This is a genomic window from Algoriphagus vanfongensis DSM 17529 (genome assembly GCF_000429465.1).
GTDB lineage: Bacteria > Bacteroidota > Bacteroidia > Cytophagales > Cyclobacteriaceae > Algoriphagus > Algoriphagus vanfongensis.
In genome coordinates, this window is sequence record NZ_AUBX01000009.1 from 1 (window position 1) to 20,818 (window position 20,818).

At 41.3% G+C, this 20,818-nt stretch carries 16 protein-coding genes; 7 read left to right on the forward strand and 9 right to left on the reverse strand.

Annotated elements, in window-relative coordinates; genetic code table 11:
- The first annotated feature begins 968 nt into the window (after positions 1 to 968).
- Positions 969 to 1,421, forward strand: coding sequence for a carboxymuconolactone decarboxylase family protein (locus tag G460_RS0101190; protein ID WP_026953656.1), 453 nt, complete (start codon positions 969 to 971; stop codon positions 1,419 to 1,421).
- 77 nt (positions 1,422 to 1,498) lie between these two features.
- Here G460_RS0101190 and G460_RS21190 read toward each other — a convergent pair whose 3' ends face one another.
- From G460_RS21190 to G460_RS23135, 7 genes are all read right to left on the reverse strand, one after another.
- Positions 1,499 to 2,350 (reverse strand): glycosyltransferase family 2 protein, encoded by an 852-nt coding sequence (locus tag G460_RS21190; RefSeq protein ID WP_051315858.1) that lies wholly within the window; start codon positions 2,348 to 2,350, stop codon positions 1,499 to 1,501.
- A 20-nt stretch (positions 2,351 to 2,370) separates the two neighbouring features.
- Positions 2,371 to 3,315 (reverse strand): glycosyltransferase family 2 protein, encoded by a 945-nt coding sequence (locus G460_RS21195; protein WP_051315859.1) that lies wholly within the window; start codon positions 3,313 to 3,315, stop codon positions 2,371 to 2,373.
- 3 nt (positions 3,316 to 3,318) lie between these two features.
- Positions 3,319 to 4,263 carry a glycosyltransferase family 2 protein gene (locus tag G460_RS0101205; protein WP_026953657.1) on the reverse strand — a complete coding sequence of 315 codons (945 nt, stop codon included), beginning with the start codon at positions 4,261 to 4,263 and terminating at the stop codon, positions 3,319 to 3,321.
- A complete protein-coding gene (locus G460_RS0101210) occupies positions 4,260 to 6,077 on the reverse strand; it encodes an ABC transporter ATP-binding protein (protein WP_026953658.1) in 1,818 nt (605 codons plus the stop codon). The genes G460_RS0101205 and G460_RS0101210 overlap by 4 nt, the downstream gene beginning before the upstream one ends.
- 7 nt (positions 6,078 to 6,084) lie before the next feature.
- Complete coding sequence (locus G460_RS0101215; protein WP_035463726.1) at positions 6,085 to 7,071, reverse strand: glycosyltransferase family 2 protein; 987 nt, start codon at positions 7,069 to 7,071, stop codon at positions 6,085 to 6,087.
- A gap of 710 nt (positions 7,072 to 7,781) precedes the next feature.
- Entirely contained in the window at positions 7,782 to 7,904 is a 123-nt protein-coding gene (locus G460_RS23460; protein WP_281171638.1) for a hypothetical protein, read from the reverse strand.
- Between the two features lie 304 nt (positions 7,905 to 8,208).
- Positions 8,209 to 8,349 carry a hypothetical protein gene (locus tag G460_RS23135; protein WP_157366841.1) on the reverse strand — a complete coding sequence of 47 codons (141 nt, stop codon included), beginning with the start codon at positions 8,347 to 8,349 and terminating at the stop codon, positions 8,209 to 8,211.
- 429 nt (positions 8,350 to 8,778) lie between these two features.
- On the opposite strand from G460_RS23135, the gene G460_RS0101225 reads away from it, so the two are divergent.
- The 4 genes from G460_RS0101225 (at position 8,779) to G460_RS0101245 (ending at position 14,228) form a co-directional block, all read left to right on the forward strand.
- Positions 8,779 to 10,218, forward strand: a complete 1,440-nt coding sequence (locus G460_RS0101225) for a hypothetical protein (RefSeq protein WP_211226729.1) — start codon at positions 8,779 to 8,781, stop codon at positions 10,216 to 10,218.
- Positions 10,215 to 11,780 carry a hypothetical protein gene (locus G460_RS0101230; protein ID WP_026953661.1) on the forward strand — a complete coding sequence of 522 codons (1,566 nt, stop codon included), beginning with the start codon at positions 10,215 to 10,217 and terminating at the stop codon, positions 11,778 to 11,780. The genes G460_RS0101225 and G460_RS0101230 overlap by 4 nt, the downstream gene beginning before the upstream one ends.
- Positions 11,781 to 12,026: 246 nt before the next feature.
- Positions 12,027 to 13,172: a glycosyltransferase gene (locus G460_RS21200; protein WP_035463727.1), complete on the forward strand. Its 1,146-nt coding sequence runs from the start codon at positions 12,027 to 12,029 to the stop codon at positions 13,170 to 13,172.
- 279 nt (positions 13,173 to 13,451) lie between these two features.
- A complete protein-coding gene (locus G460_RS0101245) occupies positions 13,452 to 14,228 on the forward strand; it encodes an ABC transporter permease (protein ID WP_051315919.1) in 777 nt (258 codons plus the stop codon).
- Between the two features lie 420 nt (positions 14,229 to 14,648).
- Here G460_RS0101245 and G460_RS0101250 read toward each other — a convergent pair whose 3' ends face one another.
- Both G460_RS0101250 and G460_RS0101255 read right to left on the reverse strand, forming a co-directional pair.
- Positions 14,649 to 15,665 (reverse strand): polysaccharide deacetylase family protein, encoded by a 1,017-nt coding sequence (locus G460_RS0101250; RefSeq protein ID WP_026953664.1) that lies wholly within the window; start codon positions 15,663 to 15,665, stop codon positions 14,649 to 14,651.
- A gap of 343 nt (positions 15,666 to 16,008) precedes the next feature.
- Positions 16,009 to 16,947, reverse strand: coding sequence for a GNAT family N-acetyltransferase (locus G460_RS0101255; RefSeq protein ID WP_026953665.1), 939 nt, complete (start codon positions 16,945 to 16,947; stop codon positions 16,009 to 16,011).
- A gap of 245 nt (positions 16,948 to 17,192) precedes the next feature.
- On the opposite strand from G460_RS0101255, the gene G460_RS0101260 reads away from it, so the two are divergent.
- Together G460_RS0101260 and G460_RS0101265 are read left to right on the forward strand one after the other, a co-directional pair.
- Positions 17,193 to 18,011: a polysaccharide biosynthesis/export family protein gene (locus tag G460_RS0101260; protein ID WP_026953666.1), complete on the forward strand. Its 819-nt coding sequence runs from the start codon at positions 17,193 to 17,195 to the stop codon at positions 18,009 to 18,011.
- Between the two features lie 5 nt (positions 18,012 to 18,016).
- Complete coding sequence (locus G460_RS0101265; RefSeq protein WP_026953667.1) at positions 18,017 to 20,479, forward strand: GumC family protein; 2,463 nt, start codon at positions 18,017 to 18,019, stop codon at positions 20,477 to 20,479.
- The last annotated feature ends 339 nt before the right edge of the window (positions 20,480 to 20,818 follow it).

The window sequence follows — 20,818 nt, forward strand, 5'->3', positions numbered from 1 at the left end:
GAGCTTGTCTCGGAGATCCGATTGTTTTTAGCCGGACTTTGAACCAATAAATGAATTGTCCGAAGGCAATTCAAAGCTGATTTCGGGCAAAGGCTCCCGCATAGTTATCGGGATGGGTACTTTTGGCCTTCAAAAGTACCAAGAAGGAGATTTGTCCACTGCTGCCTTCTGTCTTTATGTTATGCGGGGCCTTGGCAAATTCTGCCTAATCTTCGCCCAAGCCCGTGTCTCCACGGGTGTTATTCGAATGGATTTTTTTGTGCTGCTTCTCCAGAAGCTGCACTTTGATCCAATAAGACATCCGACACCCAACCTCCAACTTCCTAACCTCCAACTTCCCGTTTCCATCTTGCTGGCAAATCGCCTCCGTCTCCGAATCACGATCCTCGGCCAGCGCTGAGGAAGATTTTAATTCTCGTTTTGCGCCGGGTTAAAACCCGCCGCTACCCATCTTGCATACCTACGGCATGCTCTCCAAAATCCAGAGTGCTTAACATTTTATATTCTCAATTCATCCAGCCCCCATCACCGGACACAGGGCATCCGGCATCCAATCATTTTCAGCTTTTTCACTTCAAATTTTAGACTTTCAAAAAGCTTCCAACTTCCCAACATCCCTGCATCCTAATCTCCAACTTCCCGTTTCCATCTTGCTGGCAAATCGCCTCCGTCTCCAGATACAGGGCCAGCGCTGGGAAAGATTTTAATCCTCGTTTTGCGCCGGGTTAAAACCCGCCGCTACCCATCTTGCATACCTACGGCATGCAATCAAAATTCGAGAGTGCTCAACATTTTTCAAAACACTATCCTGAGTTTTTACAGCGCCTTCCCCAATATCTTTTGGCTTCATTTTTAGGTTTTACTCCAGAATACTCGAGTGAAATTCGGAGCAAGTATCGTTCTTAAACCAGTTTAAGTTTTTTCGTAGAAGCATTGATGAACTTTGATTCATCAAAAAATAAACTGTCATGGAAAAACGAATCAACATTCAAGCAGTAGAGCCACTTGCCTACAAAGCATTGCTTGGCTTGGAAAACTATCTTTCTCAGGTTTCAATATCCAAGAGATTTATAGAGCTGATAAAAATCAGAAGTTCGCAATTAAACAACTGTGCATTTTGCATCAATATGCATGCAAAAGATGCGATGTTCAATGGCGAGTCGCTGCAAAGAATTCTTTTATTGAGTGCTTGGAGGGAGGCTCCAGATCATTTCACTGAAGAGGAAAAAGTGATTTTGGAATTGACTGAAGAAATCACCTTTATCCACAGAAAGGGGCTTAGCAGCGAAACTTACGAAAAGGTAAGAATATATTTTTCTGAAAATGAGATCGCCCAATTGATCATGGCTGTGGTCACAATCAACAGTTGGAATAGAATCGCCGTGAGTATACACTTGCCTATTGGGGATTTGTCAAATTAAGAATAAGGAAGAGTGTTATTCTGTCTCTTCCTTATTCATTTGCTCAGCAAAGCTGATTTGCGTTGCAAAAAACACGTTTATTTATGTTTTTCAAAAACAAAGGAATGACTTGTCCTTTTTAATCGATAGCTAGATAAAAAGGATAGCGAAAGTATTAACTTATTGATAAACTTCGACCAGCTTCTAGGATTGCGGATGGGGCCATGCAAGTGCTGCTGAAGAAAATGTGCGTGCTTTTGGTTGAGCAAGTCTATAGTGGATTTTTTGTCCTGTTTTGTCACTGATTTTCGTCGAGAAATCGAATGAATTCTATAATAGAAACCAATGCAGGGCAGTTTTTTTACCCGTCCTCCATCTTTCAAGAGACTGATCCAAAATTCCCAATCTTCCCAACCCCACTTCATCCGCTCATCAAACCCGCCTGCCTTTGCCCAGTCTTTTTTTCGAAATAAAGCCGAAACAAAAATCATGTTATCCTGGGCAAGTGATTGTCTGCAGAATGGACGCAATTTCCAACGGCCCGTTTTTTTGCCAAATTTTTCTGCCTCACAATAGACCAATTTGATATCGTCATCTGCCTCCAGAAGCCTTATGGCTTGTTTGATATATTTTTTGCCGATTTTGTCATCCGCATCCAAAGGCAAAATATAGGTGCCTTTGGCCAGTGAAATTGCTTTATTCCTGGCGACTGACGGGCCTGAATTTTCCTGAGAAAATGCACTTACTTTCTCAGGATGCCGCTCAGCTAGTTCTTGTGCCAATGTGTACGAGTTGTCTGTAGATCCATCATCTACGATGATAATCTCGGTTTGTTGGTAGCTGGAGTTAAGCACGGAATTCACCGCTTCCTCCAGATACATGACATGGTTGTAGCATGGGATAATGACAGAAACGAGGGGCTTTTTTGTGGAGTGTAGTTGGGTTTTCATGGGGTGTGGTGTTGGTTTTTCTAAAAGTTGGTTTGTGGATGTGTATGCTGATGCTTTCTGGCGAGCTTGTGGTATTTGAGCATCTTGTTCAGATCACTGAATTGATACATCTTCTTTAGGTGAGCGAAGTCCCAGAGGGGACCAGTGAGCATGGTATGCTCAAATAACTTTTCTTCCTGAGCCTGATTTAAAATCAAAAGATGTTCTTTCTCTTTTGCTGATAGTGATGTGTTTATTAATTGTAAAGAGAGCCACTTTCTGAGCTGAAGTTCTCCGTAGTACATTTTCAGCTTTTGCTGGCTCATGCTGCCTTTGTGAACCCGGATTTTTGTGTAAGCAGCAGGATTATCTAGAAACTGAACATGGAAACCTGCGAGGGCACATTGTATCCAGAAGTACCAGTCTTCTGAATTTGAAACGGTTTCAGGAAATGTGATCCCGTGATTTACGATGCCTTTCCGGATCAAAGGACTGGATACCGTGGTGAAATTTCCTCTGATCAGGGATTGTACCAATTCATAGCCTTTGCAATCCAAAACAGGATGGCTATTTCTGTTTTTTAATGCTATATCTTCAAACACCTTTTCTGGGGATTTTGAATCAAAATACCATGTCTGACAATAGGAGATTGCTACCGCTGGATTTTCCTCCAGATGCTGGACTTGAAGTGACAGCTTTTCCTCGCTAAGTAGATCATCGGCATCCAGAAATTGGATCAAATATCCCTTACATAGCTTGATGCCCTTGTTCCGTGCATGGGATAACCCGCTGTTCTCCTGAAAGTGATAGTTTATCCTAGAATCTTTTTCTTGATAGAGCTGTGCTATTTCTCGGGTATTGTCGGTAGATCCATCATCAATCACCCAGACTTCCCAATCCTTCCAGCTTTGCGCTAGGATAGAATCCAGGCATTGCCCTAAATAGGCCGCATAGTTATAGCTCGGTATGATTATCGATACTTTCATGGACTATTTGAAAAGAGTCTTGGTTTTCATTCCCCAGATCTGTCGGATGGCAAAGCCTAAGCGTCTTTTTGGTTTTTGTTTTGGGATATGAAGCAAGTCATTTTGATACTTCCAGATGGTATATCCAAATCTGAAATTGAAGAAATTACTAGCGCGATTTTTTCCCTGCTCGTAGAGACTGCTGTTGAAGCCCGGCCCCATAACCTGTTGCTCATAGGCGGCGCAGATTTCCAGCCAATCATTTTCACGCTGGATTCTGGAAATTGTCGTTTGGAGTTTAGTTTCCTTTCTCTTAGCTCCCAGGATATCAGTTAGGTTTTTCTGATGCTGCCGGTATTGGACTAGGCATTCGTCATGATAATCTATGGTGCCATAGTGGGAGGCTACAAAGACCATCCAATGATCATAAAAGCCCTTTTGTGGGAAAGGGAAAATGTAATCCAGCAAGTCTTTTCGGAAAAGCATGCTGTGTCCGGATACACAATTGAAAAAGAGAAAAGGCAAGGGGTTTTTCCCCCTGACAAAGTTCAATTTGGTACGCATGCTGATTCCCATGCTCTTTCCTTGCTCATCTATCAATTCGGAATCATGGTACACCAGCATGTTGTCTTTTAGGATATGAAATAACTTTTCCAGTTTATCCAATGCCCAGACGTCATCCTGATCACAAGGTGCAATAAGCTCTCCCTGACATGCTTTGAAATTTGCAGCGAAGTTGCCCTGATAGCCCAGGTTGATCGGATTTCGATGCAACTTGATCTGAGGATGCTTCTCCATGTATTCCTGCACGATAGACACGGTTTCATCTGATGAGCAGTCGTCAAATACGGAGATTTCCAAATTGGGATAAGTTTGATTGATCAAGCTGTCCAATTGGGGTCTCAGGTAGCGGGCACCGTTATAAGTGCACATGGCTATGGATATCAGAGGGAATGATTGGTTGCTCATGCCTGATTGAATTGTTGTTTGTCGATAAGCTTGCTATAAAGGCCTTCCTGGAGCAAAAGCTCGTAATGAGTGCCTTGTTCCACGATCCTTCCATTGTCCAAAACCAATATCAGATCGGCGTTTTGGATGGTGCTCAAACGATGGGCTATCACCAAAGTAGTCCTGTTTTTCATCAGCTTATTCAGCGCGTCTTGAACCAGCCATTCTGATTCAGTATCCAGTGCAGAAGTTGCCTCATCCAATAGCAAAATGGGAGGGTTTTTTATCACCGCTCTGGCAATACACAACCGCTGTTTTTGTCCTCCGGAAAGTTTGGTTCCCCGGTCACCAATATTGGAAGCATACCCATTTGGTGTTTGTAGGATAAAGTCTTCTGCGTTGGCGATTTTGGCAGCTTGTTCGATTTCCTCTTGGCTGGCGTCTGGCTTACCAAAAGAGATATTGTTGGCTATGGTATCGTGAAATAGGATGGAATCTTGATTGACTATCCCGATCAGATTACGTAGGGATTCACTGGATACGTTCTTAATGTCTATTCCATCAAAACTTATGCTTCCTTCCTGAGGATCGATAAATCTAGGTATCAGATCCATCAAGGTTGATTTACCTCCACCGGAAGGCCCTACCAATGCAACTGTAAATCCCCTGGGGATAACCATGGATATGTTTTTCAATATCTTTTCATTCCCATAGGAAAAGCTTACGCCTTTGATTGCGATGCCGCTCTTTAGCCCTTTTAATTGGAAAGCTGCTTCCTGATCTTGAACAGCCGCTTTTTCATCTATCAGATTCAGTACTCTTTCGCCCGCTGCTATTCCAGAATGGATCGTGCTAAAAGATTCCGTGATCGCTTTAGCAGGTCGCATAATTTGCGAGAAAATTGCAATGTAGGTGATGAAGGCAGAGGCATTTAGTTCGGATTGGTCAGTGATGACCAGCGATCCTCCGTATAGTACGATGATGATCACCATTACCACACCGAGCAATTCGGAGACTGGAGCTCCCAGTTGCTGTCGGTAAGACATCTTTCTGCCGATTTCGGAGAACTGGATGTTTTCTTGGTGAAATCGGTTTTTGATCCGCTCGGTCGCATTGAAAGCCTTGATGATCTTGATTCCAGATAGAGCTTCATCCAGGTAGCTTACCATCATTCCGAACCTTTCTTGGGCTTCTGTTGCCTGAGCTTTCAGTCGCTTGACAATTTTTGAAATCACAAAGGCCGATACCGGAATTACCAACATGGCAAACAAGGTGAGTTTGACGGATATAGCAAAAAGTATAAACAGATATGCCAGCAACTGAAAGGGCTCTTTGAACAAGACCTGCAGTGTGCTAGTCACTGAATACTGCACCACTTGCACATCTGAGGTGATTTTGGCGATTATATTTCCCTTCCTTTGCTCATTGAAGTAGCCTACATGTAAATCCATTACATGATTGAAAACTGACTTTCTCAAGTTTAACAAGGTGTAAATCCTCAGGTTTTCTATCACTCTCTGGGAGATATACCGAAAGGTATTGCTAAGTAGTACTGAGAGAAAGATGAAAAAACATACCCATTTGAGCGCCTCATAGATGCCCCAGTTCTGCTGTATATGATAAACATAGTAGCTGAAATAATCCATGATTTGTACCCAGGATTCAGGCTTCGCCATCGTTGCAGGTTCTTCCTTGAACAGCGTGCTGAGCAATGGGGCAAGTAGTGCCAAGTTCAGCGTATTGAACAGAACTGCCAGAATGGTAAACAACACATAGGGTATCGCATACTTTTCTATAGGTTTGGCATAGGAAAGCAAGCGCCAATAGGTCTGCATCATAGTATTACAGGACAGTTAGTTCTTTATAGTTCAATAATCCCTGGATGGTGGCAGTGACTTCAGCTATGCTTTTTCTGCCACTATTGCTCATCATCAGGTTTCTTATTTTTCTTCGGGAGTTTCTGATCTCGTATTTATGGTCCTTAAAGGAGGAATATGATTTTAAAATCCAAAACTGGCCCAGCAATAATTTGGGAAGCACTTCTCCCCAAAAGAGGTAACGTCTCCAGCGCTTGAGATCTTGACGATCCATATGGATGGCATGAAACAGCATCCTGTTGCGGAAGTAGATCTCTTTGACTTTTATCTTCTGGAAGAAATTTTTTGTGGTATGAGATCCCAGATGAATGCAACTGGCTTGATGCTCGTAATAGCTCGCCCATCCAAGCTTCCAAGCCCGTATGCTGAGATCCAAATCCTCTGAATAAAAGGGAGAGTAGATTTCATCAAATCCTTCCAGTTTGAGTAATTTTTTGCGGTCTATCAGGCAGTTGGCGCCAGAGAGGAAAGTCGTAGGTATTTTGATATGCTGGGCATTTTTCGGACAAGCCTGCTGGTCAGATTTCAATTTATATCCATTGAACCTTGGGATTTTTGCGGCCACTTCAATTTTGTTCTCAGACTTATCCAGCATTTTTCCCATCACGCCAAAAGTGTTTGTGTCCTTAAAATAGGGGAGAAGCTTTTCCAGATAGTCAGGGGCTAATTTTACATCAGAGTTTAGCAAGAGCACCAGGTCATGCCTGGCAGTCATTATTCCCTGATTACATGAATAGGAAAATCCTTTGTTTTTGGGGTTTGTGATTAGAATGATCTCTGGATAGTTTTTCCGAATAAATGAAACAGAATCATCCTGCGAAGCATCGTCTACCAGAATAATCTCATACTTGCATTTTGAGTTATTCAGTGCTTGTATTGTGAATGGCAAATACTTAGCGAGGAGGTCCTTCCCATTGAAATTGGGGAGAACAACTGAAATGGAAAAATTCAAAATTGTGGCGGTTTAGTTATAAGAGTAACGCCAGAGATACCAAAAACGCTACATTCGGTTAATGGAATCTTGTTTTTGTTGAAAATATGATAATGTGTTTTACTGACACATTACCCCTTGACTTAGTCGGATTTTTGATTGGGGCAGTGAGTTTTCTTTGCTACTATTTCAGGTTGTTTTTTTTAGTGAGTTCCAATCAGAGCGCTCTGTATATGATTCACTTGATAATAGTGTATGCCAAGCTCTGATATGATCTTCATACTTGATTCTCGGCGTTTGTTATTTTGAGCTGAGTTAGCTTATTGATGTTGATTCCTCTGCTAGAGGATGCCTTTGTCTACTTTGATTTTGAGGGTAAATACCCAAGACTAACATTCAATCGACTTTAAGAGGCTTTTTCCATTTATGTTAACCATGCCCGTGTCTCCACGGCGTTATTCGAATGGATTTTGTGGTGCTGCTTTTCCAGAAGCTCCAACTTCATCATTCCAGCTGTTCGACATCCGCGATATTTATCGGGAGCAATGTCGAACCACTTATCATAGGATTTTCAATCCGCAATAAATGAGGTTTTTTGTCGATAAATCGAGACAGTTCCTTCGGTCGTAATGAATCCTAGGCAAGAGAATCCATTTTTTGGGTGATTTTGTATGAATTGGAATGGCGCTTTAGCCCATTCCAACAAATTGAGCCTCATTCCACTCTGGGCTTTAGCCCAATCTTCGGGATTTGGTCTCGTTCAAGCCCGTGTCTCCACGGGCGTTTTTCATATAGATTCTACGTTGTGCTGCTTCTCCAGAAGCTGCACTTTGATCCAATAAGACATGGGACACCTAACCTCCAACTTCCCAACCTCCAACTTCCCTGCCTCCTAACCTCCAACTTCCCGTTTCCATCTTACTGGCAAATTGCCTCCGTCTCCGAATCACGATCCTCGGCCAGCGCTGGGAAAGATTTTAATCCTCGTTTTGCGCCGGGTTAAAACCCGCCGCTACCCATCTCGCATACCTACGGCATGCAATCAAAATTCCAGATTACTCAACATTTTAAATTCTCAATTCATCCAGCCCCCATCACCGGACACCGGGCATCCGGCATCCATCCATTTTCAGCTTTTTCACTTCAAATTATAGATTTTCAAATAGCTTCCAACTTCCCGACTTCCAACATCCTGTGCTGCTTCTCCAGAAGCTGCACTTTGATCCAATAAGACATCCGACACCCAACTTCCAACTTCCCAACCTCCCTGCCTCCTAACCTCCAACTTCCCGTTTCCATCTTGCTGGCAAATCGCCTCCGTCTCCGAATCACGATCCTGGGCCAGCGCTGGGAAAGATTTTAATTCTCGTTTTGCGGCGGGTTAAAACCCGCCGCTAACCATCTCGGATACCTACGGCATGCAATCAAAATTCCAGATTACTCAACATTTTAAATTCTCAATACCTCCAACCCCCATCACTGTACACCGGGCATCCGGCATCCATCCATTTTCAGCTTTTTCACTTCAAATTATAGATTTTCAAATAGCTTCCAACTTCCCAACATCCCAACCTCCAACTTCCCAACATCCCAACCTCCAACATCCCTGCATCCTACCTCCAACATCCCTCTTCAAACCTCAATTTCCCAATCATCTCCCTCAATTAGAATTTTTAGGTTTATTTTGAATCAATGATTCGCTTGCTTTCTGTTTTTTCCAGTCTGATTGTGGCATTAGTTGTAATTGCCGCGCCTTTGGGTTTTGATGTGTCCGATGAAGGCCTTTATCTTATGCTGGCACATCCTCAACAGGAGAATCAAGCTGGTATTTTGAACTATGATTTGTTCTTCAAACTACTACACGAGCTGACGGGCTTTCATATTGGAATAGTAGGATTGCGAATCGCACGATTAGTTGCCTACTTTTTTGCAGCATTTGCATTGTCCGTTTTTTATAAAAAAATTCAATGTAAGGAAAAGCTCTCCTTCTCCGTTTTTCTTTTGGCATTCTTGGGGCTTTCCACTGCCTACGCCTTTTTGCCTGCCAGTCTCTCTTACAATCATCTTTCAGTAGTCTTGGTGTCTGCTATTCTGGCTATTCTTTCCTATTCCAATCAGGATTGGAGTAAATATTTCCTAATGGGGATAATTCTCGGTGCTTTGGTTTATGTGAAAATAAGCACCGCTCTCTTGATGAGTATCATTGTCTTATTGGTAGGAAAGTCAATTCACACAAAGCTAGCTACTAAGTTCCTACTCTTGACTCTGCCTTTTTTGGTCTTTGAGATCCTTTTTTACTTTTTTCTTGGAGAAAATGCCTCTTTAAGGCTACTGAAGGGGATAGAACTTCAATCTGCCCGGCCGGATTATCATTTTCTACTCTTGTTTAAATACACTCTGGTAGGCGTGTTTTGGTTTCTCCTCACCTTTGGTCTTGCCTTTGTCACACTGCATTTGGTACGGAAAGTCTATCTTCAAAGCCTGCTTCTAATTCCTATGGTAGGAGGGATATTTTATCTTACGATGATTACAGACGAATTCAATCATCTGTTTTTATTGATAGCTGCTGTAGCCTGGGCAGTTTTATTTAAAAAACATCGATTTTTTGCTCTTTCTTTAAATCAGAGAAAGTGGCTGATTTTATTGCTCACCTTACCTTTTTTACTTCACTTTGGGAGCAATGTCTATTGGCTAAGAATCGGAATCCATTACCTGATATTTTGGATTATTGCTTGGTATATCTGGATAGATCAACACAGTCCATCATGGAAACCTTCATTTACTTGGGGAGTGTCCTGTACTAGTTTATTCTTAGTTTTTTATGGCTTGTGGTGGCATCCATTTCAGCAAAAAGCTCTTTGGGAGTCCACTGAAACTTGGGAATATTTGCCAGGAAAAACCATCTTACTTTCGAAGAGTCAAGTGAATCAATTGCATAAAACGAAAGAACTATTCCATGGGCAAGAGCAAGTATTTGCTGCCTACAGAATTTCTGGACTTCCATTTCTTCTGGGTAAAACAATGCCCAAAACACCAGGTATTTGGGATGAATCACAATTGAAAGCTCATTTTCCCAACGGATTTGAGGGGATGTATATTTATTACCCCATAGATTCACTGCCTGATTCTTGGCCTGCACCGACTCTTATTTTGGAATCTTTTGAATGAGAAGACATAGTTTACTTCCTATTATCCATCACTATTTACCTATTGTCTGGTTTATTCTAATCTGGGCAGTTTTCTTTTTGCCTTGGAGATTTCAAGTCAATGATGATGTCATCATGATGTGGCTGGTTTCAGGTGCTTATACCGGTCAAACAGAAACCTACGCCCTCTTTATCCATCCCTTGCTCAGTTATTTTTTGGCTCAGTGCTATACCGTGATACCCCAGTTCAATTGGTATGGCTTTGTGATGATATGTACCAATGGTGTATCGGCTTATTTACTTTCCAACTGGATATTTTCAAGACCTGCTACAGATACATGGAAGTGTTTTTTTTTACTGTTTACTTTTGCCATTTTCTTACATCTGAGCCTATTTGTACAGTTTACTACAGTGGCTGGATTCGCTGCACTAGCGAGTCTATTGTATTGTACTGAGTTTGACAGGCAACCCAAAGGAATCTCTATTCTTGCATTTGCTTTATTTCTTGTCGCCACTATGATACGTTGGGAGTCAGTAGTTTTGATAGGTCTAGGATTCTCCATGTTTTTGATTTGTTTCTATCGTAAAGCAATAAATTCCTGGAAAAAATGGATCTCTTTTTTCGCTGCTTTTTTCATTCTGATAATTGGGAAGTCGCTCTATGAGAATCATTGCGTAGATCAAGATTTTCTTCGTTTTGATCGTCTACGTGCTGCAGTAATAGACCACCCAATGTTTGTAGAAGATATTTTGAGAGATCAGGTAAAGGAAGATTCCGATTGGTTTTATTTTGGAAGATGGATGTTTGAAGAGCTTCCCATTGATAATAAGTTGCTGATTGATAAAAAGAAAGAATTAGATCAAAGACTGTTTTCCACAAGGGCAGTTGCCAGCGGAATCAATAGAATATTGCGTATACAATCCACAGAGTTATTCAAGTCCATGCTCATGGGATGTATGCTGGTTTTGTTTTGCTTTCTCATACTACCTGCATATAGAAAATTAGTGTTTGGCTTAGCTTGGGGGCTTTTTTACTTGATCTTCAATCACTTTTACTATCTCCAAGGCAGAGTTAATTTCTTATTTTTCTTGGTGTTTTTAGTTCCCCTTTTATTCTTTCCGAGATTAAAAATAAACAGGATGTGTCTGAAAACACTGTCTTATGTGGTGGGTTTTCTGATCTGTATGCACTTTTGGAATTTTTATCAGGAATATCTCGGAAGAAATATCATTGGAAAGGAACTCAAATCTTTGATAGAGCGGCGGGAATCGGATACTCCCATTTATTTGGAAGGGGTTTTGGAGTATCATTTTTTGGATCATTATTCTTACGAAAACCCTGTTCCTTTTCTCATTCAAGGCTGGATTTCGAGAAGTCCATTTCAACAACAAGCCAATCAACGCTTTCATTTCGAGGATCAAAGCAAACTTCAAGAGTTTGGACTTTTGTCTTTTCGCTCACCCGAACCTTTGGAGTTTCCAGATTATATGGAACGTATCTCTTCGAAGTTTATCCAAAATCAAGAAATAAAGACTGAATATTTGCGACTGGAATATTACAGTCAAGTAAGTCCAAAACAATAGGAGGTAATGTATTTATCTGCCACTGAATTAGTATAAAATGAAGCTCGCAAAAAAGAAACAATAAAGATCCGGTTTATTTTGCTTCCGTTTGCTGACTTCAATCCTTGATAACAAAGTGGATTTTGGGTATGTGGAAAAGTATATCTTTTTTTTAGCTTCCAAAAATCCTTTTGCCAGACCTTTAATTCCAACAAGTCCACTGGGCTTTATCACGAAACAGATATCTTTGAAGCAAATTTCGCACTCTTGGCAAAAACCAGAATACTACATCTGATCAAATCCTTGGGAAGAGGTGGAGCTGAAAAGCTAATCCCTCAGACGGCCTTGGTTCATGATCAGTCCAAATTTGAGTTTCATTGTCTCTACTTTTATCATCAGAAAGAAAATATAGTAGATGAATTGGAGGCAGCTGGCGTACAGGTTCATTTGATTCCTTCTGGTAATTTGGGACTGTTTTTTCAAGTCAATAAGGTCTGCGAATTTGTAAGAGAAAATGAGTTTGACCTTATCCATGCCCACCTTCCCTGGGCCGGAATCTTGGCCCGCCTGGTAGGGAAGAAGGTAAAGATTCCTATAGTTTATACAGAGCATAATACCTGGGATAGATATAACAAATTGAGCTATTGGGGAAATCGTCTTACGTTTAAAAATCAGGATATCGCCATCGCAGTTTCTTATGAGGTAGCACTTTCTATGCAACTCAACTCCATCTGGGATCCTTATCAGAGAGGAGGAAGGCTCCAAGTCAAAGTCATCCAAAATGGTGTCAATACAGATGTATTTGTCAAAAAAGAGGATGAGCTTGCCCTGAAGGAAAAATTAGCTATTCCTTTAGATTCTCCTATTATAGGAAAAGTAGCTGTGTTCAGATCTCAAAAACGGCTTTGGCTATGGGTCGAAGTCGCGATTAAGATTCTTCAGCAATTTCCACAAGTCCACTTTTTGTTGGTTGGCGATGGAGAGTGGAGATCAAAGTTGGAAAATCAAATATCGGCCTCTGGATGGCAGGATCATTTTCATCTGGTAGGAGTGCAGAAGGATGTACTTCCGTATTTGCGCATCATGGATATTTATATGAGTTCTTCTGAGTTTGAAGGCCTACCTATAGCGATGCTGGAAGCCATGTCCTGCGAGGTGCCAGTAGTAGCTACGAGAGCTGGAGGTATCGGGGAAGTAATACTGCATGGCAAGCAGGGCTACCTTTGTGGGATTGACGATTGGGAAGAGTTGGAGAAATATTGTTTACAACTCCTTCAGAACCCTACTGCTAGAGATGAAATGGGGGAAGCATCCAGAAAGCAAGTGCTCGAAAACTTTAGCATGAAAAAAATGGTAGCCGAACTAGAGTCTATTTACCTTGCTTCACAAGCGTCTAAATCCGAAATTCATTAAATAGTAAACTTCGTTCCCAGTATTTTTTCAATATTTCGTCTTTTTTTTAGCTACTTAGAGATGTCATCAATGATTCACTATTCAGTTATTCTCTGCCCAAAAAATCTGATTGTTTTTTTAATCACATTTTTTACCATTAATTTGGACTGAGTAATTTTATTACTCGGTGAGCCTTTTCATACCTCATCACATTTAGCATTAGTATCTAACAAGTTGAAATCAACCAGCCCCAGCGAATCTCCTTACTACAAGGTCATAGAACCTTCTTCCGGATGGAAAATGGTAGATTTTCAGGAGTTGTGGAGGTACAAGGATCTGCTGTATTTTTTGACACTCCGGGGAATCAAAGCCCGCTATGCACAGTCGATTTTAGGAGTTTCTTGGGCGATTATTCAGCCACTTTTTACCACGTTGGTATTTACATTGGTATTTGGTGGACTGGCAAAAGTTGACTCCGATGGCATGCCTTATATTTTGTTTTCTTATTTGGCGCTATGGCCTTGGAATTATTTCTCTGGCACATTGACAGAGTCTGCTAATTCCTTGATTCAGAATGCCAACATGATCACCAAGGTTTATTTTCCCCGGATGGTATTGCCGCTGTCAGCCATTTTGTCCAAACTTCTGGATTTTATTATTGCCTTTGTGGTCGTGATTGGCCTCTTGATTTACTTTGGTCAGATGCCGGGATGGGGAATCCTGTTTCTTCCATTATTGATTATTCAATTGCTGATGTGCAGTCTTGGAATCGGGATGTTTTTGTCAGCTCTGGCTGTCAAATACAGGGATGTCAAGCATGCCCTGACCTTTATGGTTCAGCTGTTGCTATATGCCGCTCCGGTAGTATACAGTACTCAGGCAGTTCCTGAAAAATACCTTCAATTTTATATTCTTAATCCCATGGTAGGAGTGATTGAAGGCTTTCGGGCGGCCTTTTTGGATAGACCTATGCCTTGGGGATGGATTTGGCCGGGCTCTATCGTGGCACTTTTCGTTTTTGTTTTTGGGATGATGTATTTCAGAAGAATGGAAAGGATCTTTGCCGATGTGGCTTAGTTATTTCAATCAACCATTTATAATTAAATAGGCCTAAAATGAAGCTTTTAGGTTAGTCAATTGATCACTAAATAGTCCATGGCTCATTGAGTCCCAAGCCCGTGTCATCACGGGCGTTTCAATTGAATCTCGTTGCTATCCTCCGGCACCAATTCTCTCTATCCAATTAAATCTCTTGGCCGGAGTGGATTGGCTTGATATCCTTTTTTACCAGGGGTTCCGCTGCGCTTTATCCCTGGCTAATAGGATTTCGCCCCTACGGGGCTCTTACCTTTCTCAATTCCTAATTCTCAATTCAACATTCTTCATTCCTCACTTTAAACTCTCCATTTTAAATTTTAAACCTCTCTAAATTCTGTCTTCCGTCTCCCGTCTTCACCCTTCTCCTTTAAGCTTTCAGATTTGGCTGATCACTGATCTCTACCTAATTCCATTTTCAACCATCGATAGCCTTCCTTCCATGTATTCGAGTTTTTCTCCTAATCCTTTCATATTCATAGATTGAAAACCATAGGTTTCTTGAAGTTGAATGAATTTCTGAATGAGCCGATCCAGCTCCTTTAAGCTGGCCACAGGGTTATTGCCAAAATTATGCGGATGCCACCAAAGATGGTACACTTGAGCATTTTTGGCAGCAAACTCCATTTCATCCATAATTCTAGTTAGTCTAGTTTTATTCAAACTGGTACTGGTTTGAGAATAGGGACGCAAAATTCTTGAAGCGGGGATTATCAAGGGCTCTTCGGGGAATGACCGAATCTCTGATAGGGGATAGGAGCTTCTTTTGCCAACTGGGAAAAAGCAATCAGCAGACCTGAAAAATTTCTTGCTAAAGCTTTCATGTTGGGTTTCTTGCCAGTACCAATTTTTTGGATTTCCTCTCACGTAGTGATATCCTTGCTCCAAGCAAATAGGTAAATAGAGTTCGTTGATGTGATTTCTTGGGAAGACCAAGGATTTCAGTCTAAGTCCGAATTTATCAAATGCTATTTTTTGGCTTGCCTGTAAATCTTGCCTGAACTGATCTGGGCTTTGACCTCGCACTAGTGTGTAATAATGCGCAAAAGAATGTGAACCTAATTCCTGTCCTGGAGTCCGAACAATCATCTCAATCAATTCGGGAGCAAAATGCACATCCGGCCTCAAACCATGCTTCTGAGCCCATTCATAGGCTGAAAGCCGTTTGTTTCGGTAGGTAGGGGGAGATTCTGGACAATAGGCCTTCCATTCCTCCTCATTTTCTGCAAAAAGCATCCCTACAGTCGCCCAGGTAGCTTCCAGTTGATTTTTCGCAAATCTATCCAGCATCTCAGGAATGACTCTTCTTGTTGCTGCAAAATATTCTGATTGATAGCTTTCTCCGACCTTGTCAAAAATTCCCCAAAGGAGTTCGAAATCCAAACTGATAACAAATACGCCGGGTGCCTTTGGGTTCATAGGATAAAATTGAAGCTTGTTTGTCTTGCGCTTCAATATAGGGAATATGGCATTTGCATCTAAAACTAATTTTGAATCACGAGATGTTGTTTCAATAATTTCAACTAGGCAACATCCGCAAAATCCACCGGAGGATTGTCGAACGTTTGTTTACTAAATCAAGAATATACTGGTAAAGCTTTTGATAGCACAAGTTTCCTTTGACTTGATGAATAGGGATACATACGAAATGAGCTTTTCCAATTCCTAAATAAAAACAGCTCATCGTTAGTGGGACTTTAGGCCCTATATTCCATACTTGAACGCAAATCGTCGGGGCCTTGAGTGTTACAAACTGTTTTCGCTAAAATAATTCTAGGTCTCCTAGACTCCATTCCCATGGCAGGTCAGAAGGAGGACTATTCAAATTGAGATTTCGAAGGGTGACTTGTGGGCCAATCGGCAGTGCGGGGAGCCAGCCCAGGGAAAGAGAAGCAAAAGAATTCTGATATAAGCCTGAAATACTGACCCATCTGCATCCACTTTTTTGAATTTGTACCTTCAACCTATCTTGCAGTTGTTGCATTTCTGAACGCTTCAAATCCTCTGTACCAAAAAAATCAACTATACGAAACTCTGTGCCTTTACTGCCTTCTTTGAGTCTGTAAAACAAAAGGTAGCTAAATCCATCTGTAATAAATGAATAGGTGATGAGGGGGCATTCCTCATATCTCCATCTGATGTAGCCAGGTGCCAAAAAGGTGTGAATTCCAGATTTTGGCTTGCTGGCACCCTGTTCCAGTTTGGTAATGAGAGTGCTGCACTGTTCCCAGTCTTGGCCCTCTTGCTGTTGGGCCTTTTTAGGAAATATTATAGGCTTGATTTGAATGGGTAACTTTCCCCAAGTTTCCCAACCCATTTTGAGGTAGCCAGGGAGACTTTGCTTATTGGGTGAGTTATAGATCAGTGCCCAACCATCCTTCGTAACCTGCTCAAGTAGCTTTTGGGTGAGACGGGTGAAAATTCCCTTGCCCTGAAAGGAGGGGTGAATAGCTGTATCCACTGCACGTCCCGCTTTGATTTGCTTTCCTAAATCTGTAAACTTCCATTTCAAGAATGCTCGGACACCAAGTATTTGCTTGTTCTCCTCCATCACCAAAACGGGTGATGGGCCAAAGGGATTGTCCAGATGCTTCCACTTCCAAAACTTTTCGGACTTCTCAAGCAGACTTTCACCCAAGGATTGCTTGAGAAGGTCAACTATTTGAGGGATGTCCTCATTTTCAGCTTTACGAATAATCATATGGCTTGGCTCCGGGGGATAAATTCAAATACAGGCTTGGGCTTGCTGTCTTGCTAGGCCTAGTTTCACACTTTTAAAGATCCAAGTTTCCAGAAAAATCACTGCATAAATGCTCAAAAACTTTCAATAATGCATTCAAAAAGGTTTTTTGAACAGGTATTTCTGTTCTTACATTTTATCCAACTAACAATTCCCCAGCCCAACATTTTGTATATATTTGAATCTGATTACCCATCCAGAATTTTATGAGAATTATCCCCGCAGTATTTTTTGTTCTGATTTTGGCTAGCTCCTGTATCAGCAATAAGCGGATCACCTATTTACAAAATCTGACAGACAGTACTTCGTATGATTTGGAGGAGTTTATCCCCTATGCTGAAGTAGATTACGAATACGTTTTGCAACCATTTGACATGGTGGAAATAGACTTTGCCTCTTCCGATGAGGAGTTGACCGAAGCATTCACTTTTCAAAATACTACTACTGGAGTAGGAGTAGGTGGTGCAGGTGGAGGTGGTCAGGGATCAGATCCTTTGTATTTCAGAGGCTACAAAATTGACCAGAATGGGGAAGTGGAAGTGCCAAAACTGGGCAAAACCAAAATAGCCGGATTGACTGAGGAAGAAGCCAAAACTATAATTCAGGAGAAGATCAATGAATTTTTCAAAGAAGAGGTGTATGTCAAGCTGCGTATAGCAGGCATTCGCTATACGACTTTAGGAGAGTTTAATAGTGTAGGGGTGCAGATTATTTATAAAAATAGAGCCACGATTTTTGATGCTTTGGCCAATTCTGGCGAGACGACCTTGTTAGGAAAAAAAGATCAGCTCTTTATAATCAGACAATACGATGGGGGTACAAAAATCCACCAGATCAATCTGAATGACAGAGCATTGCTGGCCAGCCCTTTTTATTTCATTCAGCCCAATGATATTTTGTACATGGAGCCGATGAAAATCAGACAGATAGGTACAGCAGATAATTTGACAGCTTCTCTTGCACTTTTTGCAGGACTATTGGCTTCTACATTATTGATTATTAATTTGGTGACTGGAGGGAATTAGCGGCTATGGAAAAATTGGATCTCAGTCAATTAGACAACGAAGAGAAAGCGCTCGAGATACGCTATGTCGTGGCCAAATATATTCGCTATTGGCCTTGGTATGTGCTGTTTACGCTGATTTTCTTGATTGCTACCTTTTTATTCCATCGCTATACAGTAGATGAGTATGAGGTGACTGGATCTATGGTGATCAAAACCAATACCTCTCCCGAGGCTCGAATTCTAGATCGTTCCAATATTTTTAATTCAGGCATAAATCTAGAAAATGATATCCTCAGACTCCGATCCAAAAATCTTGCAAGGGAAGCTCTCAAAAAGGTTCATTTTGATGTTGAGTATTTTGCCAAAACAAATATCAAGGCAATCGAACTCTACGATAGGTCTCCTGTGCGAATAATAGTAGATTGGGATCACTTGCAGGTCACAGATACGCAGGTGGAACTGGAAATTCTTTCAGAACAAAATTTCAGGCTGGTGCCGTTTGCGGAGAGTATATTGGATATCAACTCTGCCCAAGCAGCTGGAGACGAATCCATCTATAATAAAACCTACACCTTTGGGACCGAAATAGAAACAGGAAGGTCTAAGTTTACTGTTCATCTGGTCAATCCAGGTCGAGTGGGTGATGTCTTGGTATTTCAGCTCAAAAACCCATCCACTCTGGAAGAAAGATGGGCAAAGGCAGTCAATGTGGGGATGGAGAATGAATATAGCTCCGTATTGCGACTCAGTACCACTACCAAGGTGGTAGAAAAAGGTAGGGATTATATCAATGCTCTGATGGAATCTTACATTGACTATGACCTCAATGAGAAAAACAAAATTCAAGAAAATACGATTGCCTTCATCGAGGAACAGTTGGGTTTTTTGGAAGATTCACTGAAGCTAAAAGAACGTGAATTGCAGGACTTCAAGGTAGAAAATAAATTGTTGGATGTCTCCGCAGAGTTTTCCAATATTCTATCCAAAATGAATGACCTGGATGAGAGAAATGCAGAGTTGGATTATCAGCTGAAGTATTTTGAAGAGATCCGCAACTACATGGAAATGAAGAGCAAGGATTTCTCGGAGGTTATTGCTCCATCCGTCATTGGCGTACCAGATCCCTTGCTCAATGGCTTGATTCAGACTTTGGTGGCCCTGTCTCAGGATAGGAGAAAGCTACTGGCCACGGTCAATGAAAATCACCCAGAAGTCATCAAAATTGATGTACAGATGGAAAAAATTCAGGATGCTTTGTTTGAAAATGTGGTGAACTTGATCGCAAATACCAAAAAACAACAACAGAGCATCCAGCGGGAGATCGGTACCTACGATGCAGAATTTGCCACTTTACCAGAGTCAGAATCCAAATACACCGGGATTTTCCGAGAGTTTAAGCTACGGGAGTCTCTCTATACCTACTTATTGGAGAAGCGCGCAGAAGCAGGTATTGCCAGAGCGTCCAACGTCTCTGATAATGCGATTTTGGATGCTGCCAAAAAAGGAACTTTGGTGTTTCCGAAAAAGCAACAGAACTATGCACTTGCTGTGGTTTTGGGATTATTTCTTCCCTTTGGTTTCATAGTGGTCAGAGATATGTTTGATGATAGTATCAAAGATCAGCGTGACCTTAAAAAACACTTTATGATTCCTCAACTCGGAGTCATTGGCTACTCTCAAAAAGAAACGAACAGAGTAGTGTTGGAGCATCCTAAATCCGCTGTTGCGGAGTCTTTTCGCTCTCTGAGATCCGCTATCACCTATCTTGCAAGCGGGAAAAATACCAAAAGGATCTTGGTGACATCGTCGGTTTCTGGAGAAGGCAAGACTTTTACTTCCCTTAATTTGGCCTCCGCTATGGCCTTGGGATCTAAAAAGACCGTGGTAGTCGGAGGTGATTTGAGGAGACCAAAATTGGCTTCCTACTTTGGAGGGACGGAAAAATTGGGTCTATCGACTTATCTAATCGGAAAAGCGGAGCCAGAGACAATCATTATGCCTACGGAGCAAGAAAATTTGTCTTATGTGCCTTCGGGGGTGATTCCTCCTAATCCGGCAGAACTTCTTCAAACCCAGCGACTGAAAGATTTTCTTCAGTTTTTAGATGATAGATTCGATATCATCATTTTCGATACACCTCCTATGGGGCTGGTATCCGAAACTATAGATTTGATGCGTTTATTTGATATCAATCTATATGTAGTCCGTCAAAACTATACCATCAAAGATCACCTGGTCATGATCAATGACTTGTTTAATAATAAGCAAGTCAAAAATGTCTATGGGGTGTTCAATGGAATTATTAATTCCGGATACCACTATGAAGGCTATAACTATGGCTATGGAAATACCTACCTTTATTCTCAAAATAACAAGTACATGTACAATTATTATGGGGATGATCTAGAAGAGAAGAAGAAAAAAATCAAGAAGCAGCAGGATATCCCTTTTATGAAAAAGGTGAAAAAGCTTTTTAGAACTCGATAAGTGACCTAACTGATTTTCTATACTTCAAATTTGGCATTACCGAATCTTCCTGCGACTTGAGGGGCAATACTCGGCTGTTTAATCCTTTTAGTTTCCGATGTAGTCAGTTCTTTTGCAATTCTACGAAGGGATATTGATGAGGTAAAGAAAATACAAACATGCTACTATTTTTAAGATACTTTTCGGATTCAATTTTTATCGATTCACAATCAATGGATTGTAAATTATCCATAGAGCAGAAGATTGGCGAAACTTATAAACTAGTATTTTAGCCTTGGCAGAGATGAAAACCATCACGATTCTGCTAGAAAAGACTATTCATTTTATTAATTCTAGAAT

What these genes read in the sequence shown, in the direction of transcription:
- G460_RS0101210 (WP_026953658.1), bottom strand. Translation starts at nt 6,077, where the DNA reads ATGCAGACCTATTGGCGCTTGCTTTCCTATGCCAAACCTATAGAAAAG.
- G460_RS0101265 (WP_026953667.1), top strand. Translation starts at nt 18,017, where the DNA reads ATGGAAAAATTGGATCTCAGTCAATTAGACAACGAAGAGAAAGCGCTC.
- G460_RS0101205 (WP_026953657.1), bottom strand. Translation starts at nt 4,263, where the DNA reads ATGAGCAACCAATCATTCCCTCTGATATCCATAGCCATGTGCACTTAT.
- G460_RS0101260 (WP_026953666.1), top strand. Translation starts at nt 17,193, where the DNA reads ATGAGAATTATCCCCGCAGTATTTTTTGTTCTGATTTTGGCTAGCTCC.
- G460_RS0101250 (WP_026953664.1), bottom strand. Translation starts at nt 15,665, where the DNA reads ATGAACCCAAAGGCACCCGGCGTATTTGTTATCAGTTTGGATTTCGAA.
- G460_RS0101245 (WP_051315919.1), top strand. Translation starts at nt 13,452, where the DNA reads ATGGTAGATTTTCAGGAGTTGTGGAGGTACAAGGATCTGCTGTATTTT.
- G460_RS21190 (WP_051315858.1), bottom strand. Translation starts at nt 2,350, where the DNA reads ATGAAAACCCAACTACACTCCACAAAAAAGCCCCTCGTTTCTGTCATT.
- G460_RS0101190 (WP_026953656.1), top strand. Translation starts at nt 969, where the DNA reads ATGGAAAAACGAATCAACATTCAAGCAGTAGAGCCACTTGCCTACAAA.
- G460_RS0101230 (WP_026953661.1), top strand. Translation starts at nt 10,215, where the DNA reads ATGAGAAGACATAGTTTACTTCCTATTATCCATCACTATTTACCTATT.
- G460_RS21195 (WP_051315859.1), bottom strand. Translation starts at nt 3,315, where the DNA reads ATGAAAGTATCGATAATCATACCGAGCTATAACTATGCGGCCTATTTA.
- G460_RS0101255 (WP_026953665.1), bottom strand. Translation starts at nt 16,947, where the DNA reads ATGATTATTCGTAAAGCTGAAAATGAGGACATCCCTCAAATAGTTGAC.
- G460_RS23135 (WP_157366841.1), bottom strand. Translation starts at nt 8,349, where the DNA reads ATGGAAACGGGAAGTTGGAGGTTAGGAGGCAGGGAGGTTGGGAAGTTG.